Origin of the sequence: Paractinoplanes deccanensis, from assembly GCF_016862115.1 — a bacterium.
Lineage (GTDB): Bacteria > Actinomycetota > Actinomycetes > Mycobacteriales > Micromonosporaceae > Actinoplanes > Actinoplanes deccanensis.
Genome location: NZ_BOMI01000037.1, coordinates 15,795 through 33,148 on the forward strand (window position 1 = coordinate 15,795; position 17,354 = coordinate 33,148).

15 protein-coding genes are annotated in these 17,354 nt (G+C 73.1%); 7 read left to right on the forward strand and 8 right to left on the reverse strand.

Features of this window, described 5'->3' with window-relative positions; translation table 11 throughout:
* The first annotated feature begins 14 nt into the window (after positions 1-14).
* A complete protein-coding gene (locus Ade02nite_RS11130) occupies positions 15-2,426 on the forward strand; it encodes an ATP-binding protein (RefSeq protein ID WP_203761508.1) in 2,412 nt (803 codons plus the stop codon).
* On the opposite strand, the gene Ade02nite_RS11135 is transcribed toward Ade02nite_RS11130, so the two are convergent.
* On the reverse strand, positions 2,398-3,516 hold the full coding sequence (locus Ade02nite_RS11135; protein ID WP_203761509.1) for a sensor histidine kinase: 1,119 nt from the start codon (positions 3,514-3,516) through the stop codon (positions 2,398-2,400). The two genes, Ade02nite_RS11130 and Ade02nite_RS11135, sit on opposite strands and share 29 nt — an antisense overlap.
* On the reverse strand, positions 3,513-4,169 hold the full coding sequence (locus Ade02nite_RS11140; protein WP_203761510.1) for a response regulator transcription factor: 657 nt from the start codon (positions 4,167-4,169) through the stop codon (positions 3,513-3,515). Before Ade02nite_RS11140 ends, Ade02nite_RS11135 begins: the two co-directional genes overlap by 4 nt.
* Before the next feature lie 109 nt (positions 4,170-4,278).
* On the opposite strand from Ade02nite_RS11140, the gene Ade02nite_RS11145 reads away from it, so the two are divergent.
* From Ade02nite_RS11145 to Ade02nite_RS11160, 4 genes are read left to right on the forward strand one after another with little or no spacing between them, the layout of a single operon-like run.
* Positions 4,279-4,839: a hypothetical protein gene (locus tag Ade02nite_RS11145; RefSeq protein WP_203761511.1), complete on the forward strand. Its 561-nt coding sequence runs from the start codon at positions 4,279-4,281 to the stop codon at positions 4,837-4,839.
* The gene (locus Ade02nite_RS11150) at positions 4,836-5,885 is read left to right on the forward strand and encodes an efflux RND transporter periplasmic adaptor subunit (protein ID WP_203761512.1); all 1,050 of its coding nucleotides are present in this window, start codon (positions 4,836-4,838) and stop codon (positions 5,883-5,885) included. The genes Ade02nite_RS11145 and Ade02nite_RS11150 overlap by 4 nt, the downstream gene beginning before the upstream one ends.
* 5 nt (positions 5,886-5,890) lie before the next feature.
* Positions 5,891-6,562, forward strand: coding sequence for an ABC transporter ATP-binding protein (locus Ade02nite_RS11155; protein WP_203761670.1), 672 nt, complete (start codon positions 5,891-5,893; stop codon positions 6,560-6,562).
* Positions 6,543-7,721, forward strand: a complete 1,179-nt coding sequence (locus Ade02nite_RS11160) for an ABC transporter permease (protein WP_203761513.1) — start codon at positions 6,543-6,545, stop codon at positions 7,719-7,721. The genes Ade02nite_RS11155 and Ade02nite_RS11160 overlap by 20 nt, the downstream gene beginning before the upstream one ends.
* Before the next feature lie 9 nt (positions 7,722-7,730).
* On the opposite strand, the gene Ade02nite_RS11165 is transcribed toward Ade02nite_RS11160, so the two are convergent.
* The 5 genes from Ade02nite_RS11165 to dhaK all read right to left on the reverse strand — a co-directional run bounded on the left by Ade02nite_RS11165 (position 7,731) and on the right by dhaK (position 13,784).
* Positions 7,731-8,966, reverse strand: coding sequence for a carboxypeptidase regulatory-like domain-containing protein (locus Ade02nite_RS11165; RefSeq protein ID WP_203761514.1), 1,236 nt, complete (start codon positions 8,964-8,966; stop codon positions 7,731-7,733).
* Positions 8,967-9,062: 96 nt separating this feature from the next.
* Positions 9,063-9,830 carry an SDR family NAD(P)-dependent oxidoreductase gene (locus Ade02nite_RS11170; protein WP_203761515.1) on the reverse strand — a complete coding sequence of 256 codons (768 nt, stop codon included), beginning with the start codon at positions 9,828-9,830 and terminating at the stop codon, positions 9,063-9,065.
* Positions 9,827-12,184 (reverse strand): phosphoenolpyruvate--protein phosphotransferase, encoded by a 2,358-nt coding sequence (ptsP, locus tag Ade02nite_RS11175; protein WP_203761516.1) that lies wholly within the window; start codon positions 12,182-12,184, stop codon positions 9,827-9,829. The genes Ade02nite_RS11170 and ptsP overlap by 4 nt, the downstream gene beginning before the upstream one ends.
* The gene (gene dhaL, locus Ade02nite_RS11180) at positions 12,184-12,777 is read right to left on the reverse strand and encodes a dihydroxyacetone kinase subunit DhaL (RefSeq protein ID WP_239168682.1); all 594 of its coding nucleotides are present in this window, start codon (positions 12,775-12,777) and stop codon (positions 12,184-12,186) included. Before dhaL ends, ptsP begins: the two co-directional genes overlap by 1 nt.
* Positions 12,778-12,782: 5 nt before the next feature.
* The gene (gene dhaK, locus Ade02nite_RS11185; RefSeq protein WP_203761518.1) at positions 12,783-13,784 is read right to left on the reverse strand and encodes a dihydroxyacetone kinase subunit DhaK; all 1,002 of its coding nucleotides are present in this window, start codon (positions 13,782-13,784) and stop codon (positions 12,783-12,785) included.
* 248 nt (positions 13,785-14,032) lie between these two features.
* On the opposite strand from dhaK, the gene Ade02nite_RS11190 reads away from it, so the two are divergent.
* Together Ade02nite_RS11190 and Ade02nite_RS11195 are read left to right on the forward strand one after the other, a co-directional pair.
* On the forward strand, positions 14,033-14,635 hold the full coding sequence (locus tag Ade02nite_RS11190; RefSeq protein WP_203761519.1) for a hypothetical protein: 603 nt from the start codon (positions 14,033-14,035) through the stop codon (positions 14,633-14,635).
* Between the two features lie 62 nt (positions 14,636-14,697).
* Entirely contained in the window at positions 14,698-16,713 is a 2,016-nt protein-coding gene (locus tag Ade02nite_RS11195) for a phosphocholine-specific phospholipase C (RefSeq protein ID WP_203761520.1), read from the forward strand.
* Here Ade02nite_RS11195 and Ade02nite_RS11200 read toward each other — a convergent pair.
* On the reverse strand, positions 16,710-17,279 hold the full coding sequence (locus Ade02nite_RS11200) for a DUF3455 domain-containing protein (protein ID WP_203761521.1): 570 nt from the start codon (positions 17,277-17,279) through the stop codon (positions 16,710-16,712). The genes Ade02nite_RS11195 and Ade02nite_RS11200 overlap by 4 nt on opposite strands.
* Positions 17,280-17,354: the final 75 nt, after the last annotated feature.

Below are 17,354 nucleotides of genomic sequence, written 5' to 3' on the forward strand. Positions count from 1 at the left end.
CGATAGGGTCAGATATGGCCTTCTCCACGGCGCCGCCCGATCCTGGGGTGGCTCGTGGGCTCGATGAGCTGGTGGGGCTGCTGCGCGAGCTCAAGGGGTGGGCCGGTGACCCCTCGTTCGAGGCGATCACCGAGCGGGTGGGTGGCTGGGCGCGCAAGTCGACGGTCGCCGACTGCTTCCGGCTCGGCAGGCGGCGGCTGGACACCGAGCTGGTGCTCGCGATCGTGGGGGCGTTGCACCCGGAGCCGGACTACGTGGCGCGGTGGCGGCAGGCGCTGCGGGTCGTCGGCGGGGAGGCCGAGGCGGCCGCGCGGGTCAGCGTGCAGGACCGGCTGCCGCCCGATCTCGCCGAGTTCACCGGGCGGGACCGCGAGCTCGATCTGATCACCGGCATGGGGCACGGGCATCTGGCGATCAAGGGGATGGCGGGGGTCGGCAAGACGCAGCTCGCCGTCCGCGCCGGGCATCTGCTGCTGGCGCGGGGGGCCTTCGAACGGGTGCTCTTCGTCAACCTGCGCGGCTTCCATCCCGACCCGGGGCAGCCGCCCGCCGACCCGGCCGCCGTGCTGGGGGCGCTGCTGCGGCAGCTCGGGGTGCCCGCGCGGCGGGTGCCGCATCAGCTGGCCGATCGCACCGCCGCCTTGCGGGAGCGGCTCGACGGGACGCGCACGCTCGTGCTTCTGGACAACGCGGCCGACGTACGGCAGGTGCGGCCCCTGCTGACGGACGCGCCGGGGTGCCTGACGCTGATCACGAGCCGGCACAGCCTCGACGGGCTGGACACGGTGACCGTGGACGTGTTCGGCGCGGACGAGGCGGCCGCCTTTCTCGCGCGGACCGGCTCGGCGGGCGACGCGGAGGCGGTCGAGCGGATCGCCCGGCGCTGCGGTCACCTACCGCTCGCGCTGGGCCTGGTCGCCGGGCACATCCGCGGCACGCCGGGCTGGACGCTCGCCGATCACGCGGACCGGCTGGACGAGCGGCGCCGGCTCGAGGGTGGTGTCGAGCTCGCGTTCGATCTGTCGTACCGCCATCTGCCCGCCGGGCAGCGGCGCCTGCTGCGCCTGGCGGCCCTGCACCCGGGTCAGGACCTCGACGGGTACGCCGTGGCGGCGCTCGCCGGCGAGCAGCCGCACGGCGTACCGGGGCGGCTCGATCGTCTCTGCGACGACCATCTGCTGTCCCGGGCCGCGGCCGGGCGGTACACGTTCCACGACCTGGTGCGCGCCTACGCGGCCGAGAAGGGGCGCGACGAGGAGAGCCCCAGCGAGCGCCGCGCCGCGCTGACCCGGCTCTTCGACTACTACCTCGCGGCCGCGACCGCGGCGATGGACGTGCTGCACCCGGTGGAGGCGCACCGGCGGCCGCAGGTCTCGGTGACCGGCGTCGCCCTCCCGGAGTTGGGCGCCGCCACCGACGCGCGGCAGTGGCTGGACGCCGAGCGGGCCACCCTCGTGGCGGTCATCGCGCACATGGCCACCGAGGGGTGGCCGGGGCACGCGACCGGGCTCGCCCGCATCCTGTTCCGCTATCTCAACGGCGGTCACAACCACGACGCCGTCACCGTGCACGGTCTGGCGCACAGCGCCGCCCTGAGCAGCGGCGACCTGGCGGCGCAGGGGCACGCGCTGACCGACCTGGGCACCGCGCTGTGGCGGCTGGGCCAGGGCGGGGCGGCGGCGGACAGCCATCGGCGGGCGGTGGAGATCTTCCGCCGTACGGGCAACGCGGTCGGACAGGCGCGGGCCCGGCTCAACCTGGGCAACGTCGTGACCCAGCTCGGCGACTACCGGGACGCGGCCGAGCAGTTCGAGCAGGCGCTGCGGCTCTACACGGAGGCGGGCGACCGGCTCGGCGAGGGCCGCGCGTGGGGCCGGGTCGGCTACATCGCGCACACGCTCGGCGAGCACGACAAGGCGGCCGGGCACTTCGCGCGGGCGCTCGCCCTCTGCCGCGAGAACGGCGACCGGATGGGCGAGGCGAGCTCGCTCAAGAGCCTCGGCGAGGCCGAGACGGAGGTGGGCCGCCACGACTCGGCCGGCGACCACCTGTTCGAGGCGCTCGCGCTCTTCCAGAAGGAGCTGGCCGACCGTACGGGTGAGGCCAGCGTCCTCTACGCGCTCGGCGTGCTCGAGACGCGGCTCGGCCGTGGCGACCGGGCCGCGGCGCACCACGGGCAGGCGCTGGCCATCTTTCGCGAGACCGGCTACCGCGACGGGGAGGCGGCGGCGCTCAACGGCCTGGGCGAGGCCGCCGAGAACCCCGCCGAGGCGCTCGCCCACCACGGCGCGGCCCTGGTGATCGCCGAGGAGATCGGCGCCCGCGAGCTGATGGCCCGCGCCCACGCCGGGCTGGGCCGGGCGCACGGCCGGCGCGCCGCGGAGCTCTACGAGCAGCTCAAAGGGCCCGCGGCAGAGTCACCGTGACGACCAGCCCGCCCTCGTCGCGGGCGTCGGCGCGCGCCTCGCCGCCGTGGGCCCGGGCCACCGCCCGCACGATCGACAGGCCGAGCCCCGCACCCGGCGCGTGCAGGCGCTCGGTGCGGTAGCGGTGGAAGGGCTCGAACAGGCCGGGCACCTCGTAGCGGGGAATCACCGGGCCGGAGTTGCTGACCTCGAGCACCACCCAGCCGTCCAGGCGGGTGCCGGTGCGCACCCGCACCCAGCCGTTGTCCGGGATGTTGTGCCGTTCGCCGTTCTCCACCAGGTTTTGCACCAGGCGTTCCAGCAGGACGGGGTCGCCGGCGACCGTGGCCTCGTGGCAATCGGTGACCACCTTGACCGTGTCCGAGACGGCGACGTGGTCGACGATGTCGGCGAGGTCCACGTAGGAGCGCTCGGCGATCGGCCGGTCGGACTGCGCGAGCAGCAGCAGGCCGTCGATCAGCCGGCCGTGCCGGTCGTTGATCGCCAGCAGGGTGCTGCCGAGCTGGCGCACCTGTTCGGAGGCCTCGTCCTGGGAGAGCGCGACCTCCAGCAGGGTGCGGTTGAGCGTCAGCGGGGTGCGCAGCTCGTGGGAGGCGCTGGCGATGAAGCGGCGCTGCCCGTCGAAGGAGTGGTCGAGCCGGGCCAGCATGATGTCGAAGGTGTCGGCGAGCTGCTTGATCTCGTCCTGCGGGCCGGTCATCGCGATGCGCTCGTGCAGGCCTTTGTCGGCGTCGGGCGCGTCGGCGATGCGCCGGGCGGTCGCGGTGATCTCGTGCAGGGGCTGGAGCATGCGGCCGGCGACCAGCCAGCCGAGCGCGATCGCTGCCGCGCTGACCACCACCAGCGCGATCGCACCCTGGGTGATCATGGTTTGCAGGGCGCCCTCGCGGGTGCCCTGGACGATCTGCTGCACCTCGAGCCGGTCGGCCGCGGCGCCGGGCGGCGGCGTCTCGGTGGAGAACTTCGTGGCCACCACACCGGGCAGACGCTGCGACACCAACACGTAGGTGACGCCGAGCAGCACCAGCCCGGCGAGGACGAACAGCCCTCCGTACACGAGGGTCAACCGGCCGCGGACGGTGAGCCTCATGGGATCCTGTACCCCACTCCCGGCTCGGTCAGCACGACGGGCGGATCGCCGAGCTTGCGCCGCAGCTTCAGGATCGTCATGCGGACGGCGTGGGTGAACGGGTCCGCGTTCTCGTCCCACGCCTTTTCGAGCAGGGTCTCGGCCGACACCGCCGTGCCGTCGGCGCGCAGCAGCTCGGCCAGCACCGCGAACTCCTTGCGCGACAGCGGCACGTAGCGGCCGTCGCGGTGCACCTCGCGCCGGTGCGGGTCGAGGCTGATGCCGGCCCGGCGCAGGACCGGCGGGGCGGCCGGCCGCGCGCGGCGCCCCAGCGCGATGACGCGGGCGGAGAGCTCGCGCAGCGCGAACGGCTTGGGCAGGTAGTCGTCGGCGCCGAGGGACAGCCCGGTGACCCGGTCGTCGACCCCGGCCGCGGCCGTCAGCATCAGCACCCGCGTCTCGCCGTCGCGCTCGACCAGCGCTCGGCACACGTCGTCGCCGTGCACCACCGGCAGGTCGCGGTCGAGCACCACCACGTCGTAGTCGTTGACGCCGACCCGTTCGAGGGCGGCGGCGCCGTCGTAGACCACGTCGACCGCGTGGGTGTCCTGCCGCAGGCCCTGCGCCACCGCGTCGGCGAGCAGCGGCTCGTCCTCGACCACCAGGATCCGCATGGGTCCATCCTCCCGCGCCACGGCGTCACCTGGGCGTCACGTTTTTTCGTGACGGCCGGGAAACCCGCCGCTCGCTCTACTTCGACCCAGCGACGAAAGGAGCAAGCCGATGAGAACGGCAAGAGCGACGGCCCTCTGCCTCATGCTGGCGCTGGCGACGGCGGGATGTGGCCAGGCCGCCGACGGCGGCCCCCAGGTGGCGAGCGCCCAGTCGGGCGGGGCGACACCCACGGCCAGCGCCGGCGCGCCGGACAAACCGGACGAGGAGGCGGCGCTGAAGTTCGCGCAGTGCATGCGCAAGGAGGGCATCACCTGGTGGCCGGACCCGCAGCCGGGCGGGCGCAGCACGATCAAGACGCCGAAGGGCTTCGACCCGAAGAAGCTCGAGAAGGCGCAGGAGGCGTGCAAGGAGTTCGCGCCCAACGGCGGCGAGCGGCCCGCACCCGACCCCGAGATGCTCGAGGCGGCCCGGCAGATGGCCAAGTGCATGCGGGAGAACGGGGTGCCGAACTTCCCCGACCCGCAGCCCGACGGCAGCATCCGCCTCGACACGAAGAAGCTCGGCACCGGCCCCGGCGACCCGACCTTCGACAAGGCGGAGGAGAAGTGCCAGCAGTACCAGCCGGACGGCGCCTCGCAGGATCGCGTCGAGGAGGCGAGGCCGGCATGAGCAGGCGCAGCACCGGCGTGGTCGCCGGCGTGCTCACGGCCGGCGCGGTCGCCGCGGCGGTCACGATCTTCAACCTGCCGCGGGCGGAGAGCACGGACGGCACGGCCGCCGAGAAACAGCTGGAGACGGCCGAGGTCACCAAGAAGACTTTGGTGGACAGCGAGTCGCACGACGGCACCCTGGGACACGGCGACACCTCGACGATCAGCGCCCGCGGCTCGGGGACGGTGACCGCGCTGGCCGCCCTCGACACGACGGTCACGCGGGGCAAGCCGCTGCTCCGGCTCGACGACGAGCCGGTGATCCTGCTGTACGGCACGCTGCCCGCGTACCGGACCCTGAAGCCGGGGGTCGAGGGTGCCGACGTGCTCCAGTTCGAGAAGAACCTGTGGGCACTCGGCTACCGGGGCTTCACAGTGGACGACGAATACACGAGTGCCACCGCGGACGCCGTCGAACAGTGGCAGGAGGACCTCGGCCGCGACGAGACCGGCACGGTGGGTGCCGATCAGATCGAGTACGCCCCGGGGGCCGTCCGCGTCGACTCGCACGACGTGGAGCGGGGCGCGGTGGTCCAGCCGGGCACGGCGGTGCTGAAGACCACCGGCACCACGATGGTCGCCACGGTCTCGCTCGACGTCGACTCGCAGCGCCTGGCCCGCAAGGGCGCGACGGTCGACGTCACCCTGCCGGACGGCAGCGAGACCACCGGCAAGATCACCGGCGTCGAGACGGTGGTCGAGCCGGGCCAGGGCGACCAGGAGGACACCACCATGATCGAGGTGACGGTTTCCTTCGCCAAGGTGCCGAAGGGCATCGACGAGGCCGCGGTCACCGTCGGCTTCACCTCGTCGCAGCGCGAGAACGTGCTGACCGTGCCGGTGGCGGCGCTGCTCGCGCTCGCCGAGGGCGGCTACGGCGTCGAGATCGCCGAGAACGGCGGCACCCGTCTCGTCGCGGTGAAGACCGGCCTGTTCGCCGACGGCCAGGTGGAGGTCTCCGGCGGCGGCCTCCGGCCCGGGACCAAGGTGGTGGTCCCGTCGTGAGCCCGGTGATCGAGCTGTCCGGCGTCACCAAGTCGTACCCGGGAGGGGTCACCGCGGTGCGCTCGGTCGACCTGACCGTCGAGTACGGCGAGCTGGTCGCGATCGTCGGCCCGTCCGGCTCGGGCAAGTCGACGATGCTGCACCTGATCGGCACGCTGGACCGGCCCACCCACGGCACGGTCCGGATCGACGGGCACAACGTGGCGACCCTGTCGGACCGGCAGCTGTCCGCGCTGCGGGCCCGGCGGATCGGCTTCGTGTTCCAGCAGTTCCATCTGGCGCCGGGGCGCGACGCCATCACCAACGTCGCGGACGGGCTGCTCTACGCCGGCGTACCGAAGAAGGAGCGGGAGTGGCGCGCCGAGGCCGCCCTCGTCCGGGTGGGTCTCGGCGACCGGCTCACGCATCGCCCGCACGAGCTCTCCGGCGGGGAACGTCAGCGGGTCGCCATCGCCCGGGCGGTGGCGGGCGATCCCGCGGTGCTGCTCGCCGACGAGCCGACCGGCAACCTCGACTCGGTCTCCGGCGCGGGGGTGGTGGAGCTGCTGCGGGAGCTGCACGCCTCCGGCACCACGATCATGGTGATCACCCACGACCACGAGATCGCCGACGGCCTGCCCCGCCAGGTCCCGATGCGCGACGGGCGGGTGATCGGCGATGTCCCTCAAGCCGTCTAGATTGCACCCGGCGGACCTGCTCCGCCTCGGCGGGTACGGGCTGAGGGCGCGCCCGCTGCGGGCGGTGCTCTCGGCGCTCGGCATCGCGATCGGCATCGCCGCGATGATCGCGGTGGTCGGCATCTCGTCGTCCAGCCGCGCCGACCTCGACCGGCAGCTCGCCGCGCTCGGCACCAACATGCTGACCGTCGCGCCGGGACAGACCATGTTCGGCGACAACGCCACCCTGCCGGACGAGTCGGTGGCGATGATCCGCCGGATCGGCCCGGTGACCTCGGCGACCGCGACCGGCGCGGTGAACGAGACGGCCGTCTACCGCACCGACCGGATCCCGGCCGGGGAGACGAGCGGCCTCGCGGTGCTGGCGGCCGAGCAGGCGCTGCTCGACACGATCGGCGGCTCGATGGCCGACGGCACGTGGCTCAACGCGGCGACCGGCGACTATCCGGCAGTGGTGCTCGGCTCGACCGCCGCCCGCCGGCTCGGCAACCCGCCGACCGTCTGGATGGACGGCCGCTGGTGGACCGTGGTCGGCGTGCTGGAGCCGGTGCCGCTCGCCCCGGAGATCGACCAGTCGGTGCTGGTCGGCTGGGACGCGGCCGGCACGTACCTGGACTTCGACGGGCATCCGACGACCGTCTACACGCGATCGATCGACGCCCAGGTCGAGGCGGTGCGCGCGGTGCTGGCGCAGACGGCGAACCCGGAGGACCCGAGCGAGGTGAAGGTCTCGAAGCCGTCCGACGCGCTGGCCGCCCGGCGGGCGACGAGCGACGCGTTCACCGCCCTGCTGCTCGGCCTGGGCGCGGTGGCGCTGCTGGTCGGCGGCATCGGCGTGGCCAACACCATGGTGATCTCGGTGCTGGAGCGCCGGGCGGAGATCGGCCTGCGCCGCTCGCTCGGCGCGACCCGCGGCCAGGTGCGCACCCAGTTCGTGGCGGAGTCGCTGCTGTTGTCGCTGCTGGGCGGGGCGGTGGGCGTGTTCATCGGGTACGTGGTGACGGGCTTCTACGCGATGACGCAGACCTGGCCGACGGTCGTACCGCCGTGGGCCCTGATCGGTGGCGTGGGGGCGACCGTGATGATCGGGGCGGCGGCCGGGCTCTACCCCGCGATCAGGGCGGCCCGGCTGGCGCCGACCGAGGCGCTCGCCACCTAGCGAGGCCGGCTATCCGACCAGGCTGCGGCGCTCGTCGACCTCCTGCGGGGTGAGCGTGCCCGCCGGGTCGTCCCAGTCGATGAGGGTGATGTCGCGGGACGACCCGGCGTGGTGCTCGTGCACGCCGATCGTGACGATCTCGGGCTCGTGGTGCGCCGCCGTGACGACCAGGTGGTGCAGGCCGGGGCGGACGTTGCCTGCGCGGTAGGCGCCGTCCGCGCCGGTGGTGGTGCGCACCAGCTCGCGGCCGTCGTCGTCGAGGGTGAGCACGGTCGCCCCGGCCACCGGGACGCCGCTCGTGGTGCGGACCGTGCCGTGCAGCGTCTGGCCGGGCTTCTCCTCGGCCACCGCGGCCGGCCGCCTGACCGGGCGCGCGGCCCAGGCGAGCAGCGCCGCCGCGACCACCACCCAGCCGATCAGGATGCCGAGCGGCCGGGCCAGCCCGTGGCCGCCGAAGTAGGCGCTCGACCGGGCCACCTCGATGAACTGGCCGAACGGCAGCACGTTGTGCAGCCACCGCAGCACGGCCGGCATCATGTCGGCGTTGACCGTGCCGCCCGCGGTGGGCAGGCCGAGCAGCAGCACTAAGGTCATCGCCACCGGCATGGTGAACTGCTTGACGAAACGGGGCAGCGCCGTGGTGATCCACCCGATCGCCTGGGTCAGCAGGAACCCGTAGACCAGCAGCCGCCAGTCGGCCGGGATCACGTCACGCCAAACCGCCACCCCGTACGAGAAGACGCTGGTGAAGGCCCCTGTCGCCGCGATCGTGACGATCTTGCGGCGCATCGGCCACATGCCGAACTGCAACATCATGAACGACGTGATCATGCCGACGAGCAGCAGCGGCAGCCCGTAGAAGAACAGGCCCACGCCCGTGACGTCGCCGCTCGCCGTCGGCACGAGGTCGACGGTGTGCGCCGGGTGCAGGACAGCGGTCAGGTAGTCGGCGCGCGTGCCGCTGCCGGCCGACGACACGTAGAGCGTGCCGGTCGCCGAGTCGTACACCCCGGCGAGCTCGTCCGCCCGTACCCCGTCGAGGCCACTGACCTGCTCGATCTCGACGCCGTGCGGCACCACCGCCGGCGCCTCGTGCAGGACGCCGAGGTGCACCGCGCGCGGCTCCGGATGCGAGATGCCGGCCACGTAGACCAGCGACATCACCGCGGCGAAGAAGAACGGGAACCAGAGAAGGGACAGAACGCGTCCCCAGGTGGGCTGGGGCGCTCCGGCGTGACCATTCATGGCACGGACCTCCGTCTTACTGACCATGTGGTTAGTAAGCTAGCGCGTAGTGAACACGCGTACAGTAAGAGGTGCGTCACATGCCTGCCGGGCCGGTCAGTGGACGGTGTAGCCGCCGTCGATGACGAGAACGGTGCCGGTGATGAACGAGGCGGCCGGCGAGCACAGGAAGACCACGGTCGGGGCGATCTCGTCCGGCGTCGCGTACCGCTGCTGGGGCGTGTCCTCGATCCACATGCGGCGGAACTCCGGGCGATCCACGGGAGCCATCTCGGTCTTGACGTAGCCGGGTGCCACGGCGTTGACGCGGATGTTGTGCGGCGCCCACTCCGCGGCCAGCGACTTGGTGAGCTGGTGGACTGCGGCCTTCGAGGCGTTGTACGGGGCCTGCGCCTGCGGCCGGTTGACGATCAGGCCGGAGATGGAGCCGATGTTGACGATCGCTCCCCCGCCCGCATCGCGCAGGAGCCGGCCCGCGGCCAGGCTGACCTTCCAGACCGCGCGCACGTTGAGGTCGAAGACCTGGGCCCACTGCTCGTCCGTGGCGTCCCACGCCGGGTTGTGGAAGCACACGCCGGCGTTGTTCACCACGATGTCCAGGCCGCCGAGCGCATCGGCCGCCTCGGCCACCGCACGCTCGACCTGGTCGTCGCGGGTCAGATCGGCAGTGATCCCGTACGCCCGCACGCCCGACCCGGCGAGACGGCGCACCGCCGCGTCGTTGGCCGGGGCGTCACGGCCGGCGAAGGCCACCGACGCGCCGCTGTCGGCGAGCGCCCGCGTGAACGCGAACCCCAGGCCGCGATTGCCGCCGGTGACCAGGGCTTTGCGGCCCTCCAGCGAGAAGGCCGGCAAAGCGCTCATCGGGGCACCTCCACGCAACGGACGGTCTGCTTGACGAGAGGCACCAGGGCGGGCGCGACGCTCAGCTGCCGTACGCCGGCGGCGAGCAACCGCGGCACGGCCCGCTCGTCGGCGGCCAGCTCACCGCAGACCGCGACCGGCACCCGGTCACCGGCGGCCCGGCACACCTCGCCGACCAGCCGCTCCACGGCCGGATCGAGGCCGGATGCCAGCGACGCGAGGGCGGCGTTGCCCCGCTCGGCGGCCAGCGTGTACTGCGTCAGATCGTTGGTGCCGACACTGAGGAAGTCGGCGTACGGGACGAAGTCCGCGGCCCGGAGAGCGGCGGCGGGCACCTCGACCATCATGCCGACCCGCAGATCCGGCGGCCGGCCGGCGCCGTCACGGGCCACGGCCTCGTCGAGCAGCAGCCGCGCCCGCCGGAGCTCGTCGACGGTGGTCACCATCGGGAACATCAGGCTCACGGGGGCCTCCCGGGCGACGCGGACGACGGCCAGGAGCTGGTCGGCGAAGACGTCGGGGTGCAGGAGGGAGAGGCGCAGACCCCGCACGCCCAGGAAGGGATTGGCTTCCGCCGGGGCGGGCAGGTAAGGGACGGGCTTGTCGCTGCCGGCGTCGAGCGTGCGCAGGGTGACGCGGCGGCCGCCCAGGGCCTCGGCGATCCGGCGATAGACGGCGACCTGCTCGTCCACGCCGGGCGCGGTGGCGCGGTCCTGGAAGAGGAACTCGGTCCGCACCAGCCCGGCGAGGTCGGCGCCGTTCGCGGCGGCGGCCCGCGCATCGCCGACATCGCCGATGTTGGCGCCGACGGCGACGGTGACGCCGTCGACGGTCACGGCGGGCTCGGAAGCATGGCTGCGGGCCGCGGTCCGCAGCGCGGCCTCGTGGGAGGCCCGCTCCCGGAACGACGCGAGCACCGGCGGCGGGGGCGCGACGGCGAACTCTCCGGCGGTGCCGTCGAGCGCGATCTCGGTGCCCGCGGGGATGTCGAGCACGTCGGGGCCGGCCCCGACGACGGCGGGAAGGCCGCGTGTGCGGATCAGGATGGCGGCGTGCGAGGTGGGGCTGCCGGCGGCCAGCAGAACCCCGGCGACGCGCGACGGATCCAGGAGCGCGGCCCGCGCGGGCGTGAGATCCGCGGCGATCAGCACGCCGCCGCCGGCCGCGGCCGGGGGTGCGTCGTCGCCGGTCGGCGCATCGGTGGTCACGGCCGGGGCAGGGGCGCCGATCAGGGCGCGCAGGACCTGGTCGCCGACCGCGCGGACGTCGGCGGCCCGGGCGCGCTGGTAGGGGTCGGTGAGGGAGTCGAAGTCGGCGGCGAGGTCCGTGGTGGCCGTCTGCCAGGCCCGGGGAGCGGGGAGGCCCTGGGCGATCAACGAGTCGGCGGCAGGGACGAGGTCGTCGAGGAGCAGGAGGTGGGCGTCGAAGATGCCGGGCTCCGCCGAGCGGATCTGGGCGATGGCGCGGCGGGTCTCGTCGAGGGCTTGGGTCAGGCGTTGGCGCTCCGGCTCGGGGCCGAGGGAGGGGTGGTCGGGGAGGTTGATGGGGGTTTCGCGGAGGTGCACTGCCGGGCCGACGGCGACGCCGGGAGACGCGGCGGTTGGCCCGACGGCCCCGGTGGACAACGACGCCTCATCCGCGACAACGAGAGCCGCGACCCGCCCGAGCGCCTCCCGCGCCCGCACCCCCGAAGCCCGGATCTCCACGTCATGCCCCTGCAAGGCACCCAACGTCGCCACCCGCGAGAGGCTCGTCGCCGGCACCCACCCCGATCCCGTCGTCGCATTGCGCAGTTGCACCAGCGCGCCGTCGAAGGACCGCGCCTCGGCCACGAGCCGCGCGGCGGGTCGCGCGTGCAGCCCGTGCGGATGGCTCACCGTCACCGTGGCGGACAGCCCGTCATGCTCTTGCGGGAGGGAGGGCGAAGCGGAGGACGGGGCGGGGCCGAGCTGCGACTCCTTGCCGGCCAGCCCCGCCATCGCCTCCGCGGCCACCTCGTCCCGCCCGGCGCCCGAGGCGGCCGCGACCGTGGCCGCGATCAGTCCCTCGACCAGCGGCGCCGGGCAGAGCACCACCTTTTCCCGCACCTCGTCGTCGAGCAGTTCGAGGGCCGTCTCCGCCGACAGCACCGCACTGCCCAGGTCCATCAGCACGACCACCCCGTCGCCGGAGTCCGCCGCCGTGATCGCCTCTGTGATGGCGAGCGCGTCCGTGCCGTACGTCTGCTCGTCGAGGTCGTCGAGGCCCGCCGCGATCTCGACGGCGAGCGGGCGCCCCTTCGTCATCTCGGCCGCCAGGGCGACCGCCGCCCGGGCCAGGGGGCGGCTGTGCGACACCACCACCAGGCCCACCATCAGGCGCCGTCCCCCAGCGTTGTCGCCGCCGCCCGCAGCAGCAGCGCCGCCGAGGTGGCTCCCGGGTCGAGGTGGCCGGCGCTGCGCTCGCCCAGATAGCTGGCCCGGCCCTTGCGCGCGACCATCGGGATCGTCGCGTCGCGTCCCTCGTCGGCCGCCCGGGCGGCGTCCTCGATGCTGCCGCCGCCCTCCAGCACCGCGACGGCCGGCGTCAGCGCGTCGACCATCGTCTTGTCGCCCGGCTCCGCCTTGCCGCGGGCCGTCACGCCGTCGAGGCCGGCCCGCAGCACCTTGCCGAGCTCCACCGAGTCGCCCGCCGCGGCGGCCATGCGCAGGAACGCCGTGCCGTAGAGCGGGCCGCTCGCGCCGCCGACCTTGCTGATCAGCGTCATGCCCACCTTTTTCAGCAGGGCGGACGGCGAGTCGGGTGGTTCCGCCTCCAGCGCCGACACCACCGCGGTGAGGCCGCGGTCCATGTTGACGCCGTGGTCGCCGTCGCCGATCGCCGAGTCGAGCTCGGTGAGGCGTTGCTTCTCCTGCGCGATCAGGCGCGCGAACTCCCGGATCCACGCCGTGAGCGCCGCCGTGTCCACGGGCTTCACGCTCCGCGCCGGAGGGCGGGCGTGCGGACGGGCGCGTCCCACAGTCGCAGGATCTCGTCGTCGGCCTTGAGCAGCGTGACCGAGCATCCGGCCATGTCCAGGCTGGTGATGTACGGGCCGACGAGCGACCGTGCCACCTCGACGCCGGCCTTGGCGAGCAGCTGCGACACCTCGTTGAACATCAGGTACAGCTCGATCAGCGGTGTCGCGCCCATGCCGTTGACGAAGACGATGACGCCGTCGCCGCCGGTGAAGTCCAGATCGGACAGGATCGGGCTCACCAGCATCTCGGCGATCTCGTTGGCGGGCGCGACCGGCACCCGGCGCCGGCCCGGCTCCCCGTGGATGCCGATGCCGACCTCCATCTGGTCGTCCGGCAGGTCGAAGGTCGGCCGGCCCGCCGCCGGCACCGTGCACGAGGTCAGGGCAAGACCCATGCTGCGGCCGTACGAGTTGACCTTGCGAGCCACCGCCGCGACCTCGTCGAGCGGGCGGCCCTCCTCGGCGGCGGCCCCCGCGATCTTCTCGACCAGCACCGTGGCGCCGACGCCGCGCCGCCCGGCCGTGTAGAGGCTGTCCTGCACGGCCACGTCGTCGTCGACGACCACCGCGACGACCTCGGTGCCGCTGTCGGCCGCCACCATCTCGGCCGCGATCTCGAAGTTCATGACGTCGCCGGTGTAGTTCTTGACGATGTGCAGCACCCCGGCGCCGCCGTCGACGGCCCGGGTGGCCGCGACCATCTGATCGGGCACCGGGGAGGTGAAGACCTCGCCCGCGCACGCCGCGTCGAGCATGCCCGGCCCGACGAAGCCCGCGTGCAGCGGCTCGTGTCCCGACCCACCGCCGGACACCAGGCCGACCTTGCCGCGCACCGGGGCGTCGCCGCGCACGACGACGCGGTTGTCGTAGTCGACGCGCAGCTCCGGATGGGCGGCGGCGAAGCCGTGGAGAGCGTCGGTGATCACATTCGCGGGGTCGTTGATGAGCTTCTTCATGGTGGCTCCTCACCGCTGAGGGGTACGACCTGCCGCCCCTCAAGCTACGCCCGATCACCACGTCGTCACGACCCGTTCGTACGCGATCTGCAACATGGCAGAGTGACAGCTGGCGGACAGCCGGGTTGCATGTTCTACTGAGTCAAGGGCAAAACGGACAGCACCCACCACGCGCCGCGATCTCGCCGACTGCTGAGGAGCACCAGCGAGGTGGCGGCTTTTTGCACCCTCGCGAAACGGAATCCGAGGTGATCACCATGGAAGTCACCGGCTATGTCGCTCTCGGCTCCTTCGCGGTCGCCGCCGCGAGCCTCCTGTTCAGCGTCCTCGACAAGCGCAAGGACAGGCACCGGCGCATCGTCGTCGAGGTGGAGCAGATCCTGCTGCTTCCCGAGATCGCCGGCTTTCCCGGCAGCACGTTCGGCGTGACCCTCGACGGCGCCCCGCTCGACGCCCCGCGTTTCTACGTCGTGCGGGCCACCAACACCGGCAGGGCCAGCCTGCGCACCGCCGACATCGAACAGCCCCTGACCGTCCGGGTCGCCGACGGGCGCATCGTCCAGGCGGAGGCCGGCTTCCTCGACCACCCCGGCTCCCCGCCGGAGGTTCTGGAGGGCGTGGCCGTGAGCGGCTCCGGCCGCGCGGTCCAGGCCCCGAAGACGCTGCTCAACCGCGGCAACGCCATCCAGTTCAGCCTCCTCACCGTCGGCAGCACCACGCCGCCGCAGGTGAGCCTGCGAGCGACCGACTTCAAGGTCGTGCCCAAGGCCGAGCGGTCGGCGGGCGCGGCCTGGACGGTCGCGGTCTTCACGGCCATCGGCGTCGCGCTGGCCCTGATCTCGATCCTGTGAGTCCCCGCAGTCATCGACTTCCGTACATCGACGGTCCACCTCCGGCCACTAGCTTGCCGACCATGGCAACTGTTGATCGGCGTACGTTCCTGCACATGCTCGGCATCCCGGCGGTCGCCTCGGCGACGCCGTCCACGCTGGACAAGGCGCTCGCCATCCCGGCGAACAACCGCACCGGGACCATCGAGGACGTCGAGCACGTCATCTTCCTGATGCAGGAAAACCGCTCCTTCGACCATTACTTCGGCACCATGCGAGGCGTACGGGGATTCGCCGACCCGCATCCGGTGCGCCAGGGCGACGGCACGCCGGTGTGGCACCAGCGCAACGGGGCGAGCGTGCTGCTGCCGTTCCGCCCCGAGGTCCCCGACGTGGGCGCGATGTTCCTGCCCGACCCGCCACACGGGTGGAACGACACGCACGCCGCCTGGAACGGCGGACGGCACGACCGGTTCGTGCCGCACAAGGGCGTGCAGACGATGACCCACCACGTCCGCGCCGACCTGCCGTACCACTTCGCGCTGGCAGACGCGTTCACCGTCTGCGACAACTACTTCTGCTCGCTGATGGGCTCCACCGACCCCAACCGCTATCACATGTGGACGGGCTGGGTCGGCAACGACGGCAAGGCCGGTGGCCCGGTCGTCGACAACGCCGAGGCGGGCTACGACTGGTCCACCTACCCGGAGCGGCTCGAGCGCGCCGGCGTCTCGTGGAAGATCTACCAGGACATCGGCGTGGGCCTGACCGCCGCCGGCTCCTGGGGCTGGACCAGCGACCCGTTCATCGGCAACTACGGCGACAACTCGCTGCTCTACTTCCACCAGTACCAGAACGCGCGGCCGGGCACCCCGCTCGCCGACCGGGCCAAGACCGGTACCGAGATCAACAAGCTGGGGCGCGACCCGGAGCAGCTGCTCACCGACTTCCGCGACGACGTCCGCAACGACCGCCTGCCGCGGGTGAGCTGGATCGTCGCGCCGGAGGCCTACTCCGAGCACCCGAACTGGGGCCCGCACTACGGCGAGTGGTACGTCTCGCGCGTGATCGACATCCTGGCGGACAACCCGCGGGTGTGGAGCAAGATGGCCCTCTTCCTCACGTACGACGAGGAGGGCGGCTTCTTCGACCACCTGGTCCCGCCGACGCCGGGCGAGTCGACAGTGCCCATCACGAACGAGATCTTCCCGGGCAGCTCGAACCACCCCTCCGGCCCGTACGGCCTGGGCATCCGCGTCCCCACCATCGTGGTGTCGCCGTGGACCCGCGGCGGCTACGTCAACTCGCAGGTGTTCGACCACACCTCGCTGATCCGGTTCCTCGAGAAGCGCTTCGGCCTCGCCGAAACCAACATCACCCCGTGGCGGCGCGCCGTCGTGGGCGACCTGACCAGCGCGTTCGACTTCGAGAACCCGAACCGGCGCCTGCCGGAGCTGCCCGGCACCGCCGACTTCAAGCCCGTCGCACTGACCCGCCGGCCGGACGAGGTCCCGGTGCCGCCCGCCGGCCCGGCGCTGCCGGAGCAGGAGCGCGGCGTCCGCCCGGCCCGCCCGCTGCCCTACCGGCTGCACGTCGACGGGCACGCCGGCGAGGACGGTCTCACCGTCGAGTTCCGCAACACCGGGCAGGCCGCCGCCGTCTTCCACGCCCACTCGGACGATCCGGCGGTGGCGCCGCGCACGTACACCGTCGAGCCCGGCAAGCGGCTGACCGGCACGTGGGCGGGCACGCCGGCGCTGGAGGTGCGCGGCCCGAACGGCTTCTTCCGCCGCTTCGCGGGCAGCGCCGGCGTCGCGGTGCGGATGCGCGGCGACGACCACCGCCGGACGGTCACGCTGGAGATCCGCAACCACGGCACCGCACGGGCCGAGGTGACCATCACCGACCGCTACACCCACAAGACCGAGAGGCTGTCGGTACGCCCGGGAGCGAGCCGCACGTACGAGCGAGCGACCGCCCGCACGCACGGCTGGTACGACCTCACGGTGACCGGCGCGGGCCTGGAGCGCCGCTACGCCGGCCACCTCGAGAACGGCCGGGAGAGCATCAGCGACCCGGCGATGGGCGGGCTCGTCTAGCGCCAGAAGACATAGACCCCGCCGTACGGGACGGACTTCTTCTCGCCGTTCACGCAGGTGCCGGCCGGGGCCGTGCCACCGGAGGTCAGCAGCCGGTTGATGTAGGTGGCGCGGCCCAGCACGCCGCTGCCCGAGGACTCGGTGACCTTGAGCAGCAGCTCCGGGATCGTGCCGGCACGCGGGCTCTCGGCCTCCTTGGCCGCCTTGACGAGCGAGCCGTCGCGCGTCGACTGCCAGCTCGGGCCGGCGAAGTGGTGGACGCGGCCGCCGGTGCCGAGCAGCTGCGCCTCGGGCACGGAGGCGCCGGCGAAGGAGCCGTTGGCGCACGTGTACGTCTGGGTGCCCGACACGACGACGTACGCGCCGAGCGGCTTCACGCCCGCGGGCGGCTTGATCGCGGCAGGGATCCCCGGGATCGACACGGCCCTGCCGTCCGGGGCGGTGACCGCCACCGTGGGCTGCTCGGCCGCTGACGCGTTGTAGGTCACCGCGCCGACGGCGGCCACCACGGCCGCCATCCCCACCCCGGCGACGGCACGGATCCGGGAACGCTTCGAGTTGAGCATGGAGTCTCCTCGCTTGGGGGCGTGAGCGTCGCCCCGTCCCTCAGCAACACGAACCCCGGCCGCGCACAGATCTAG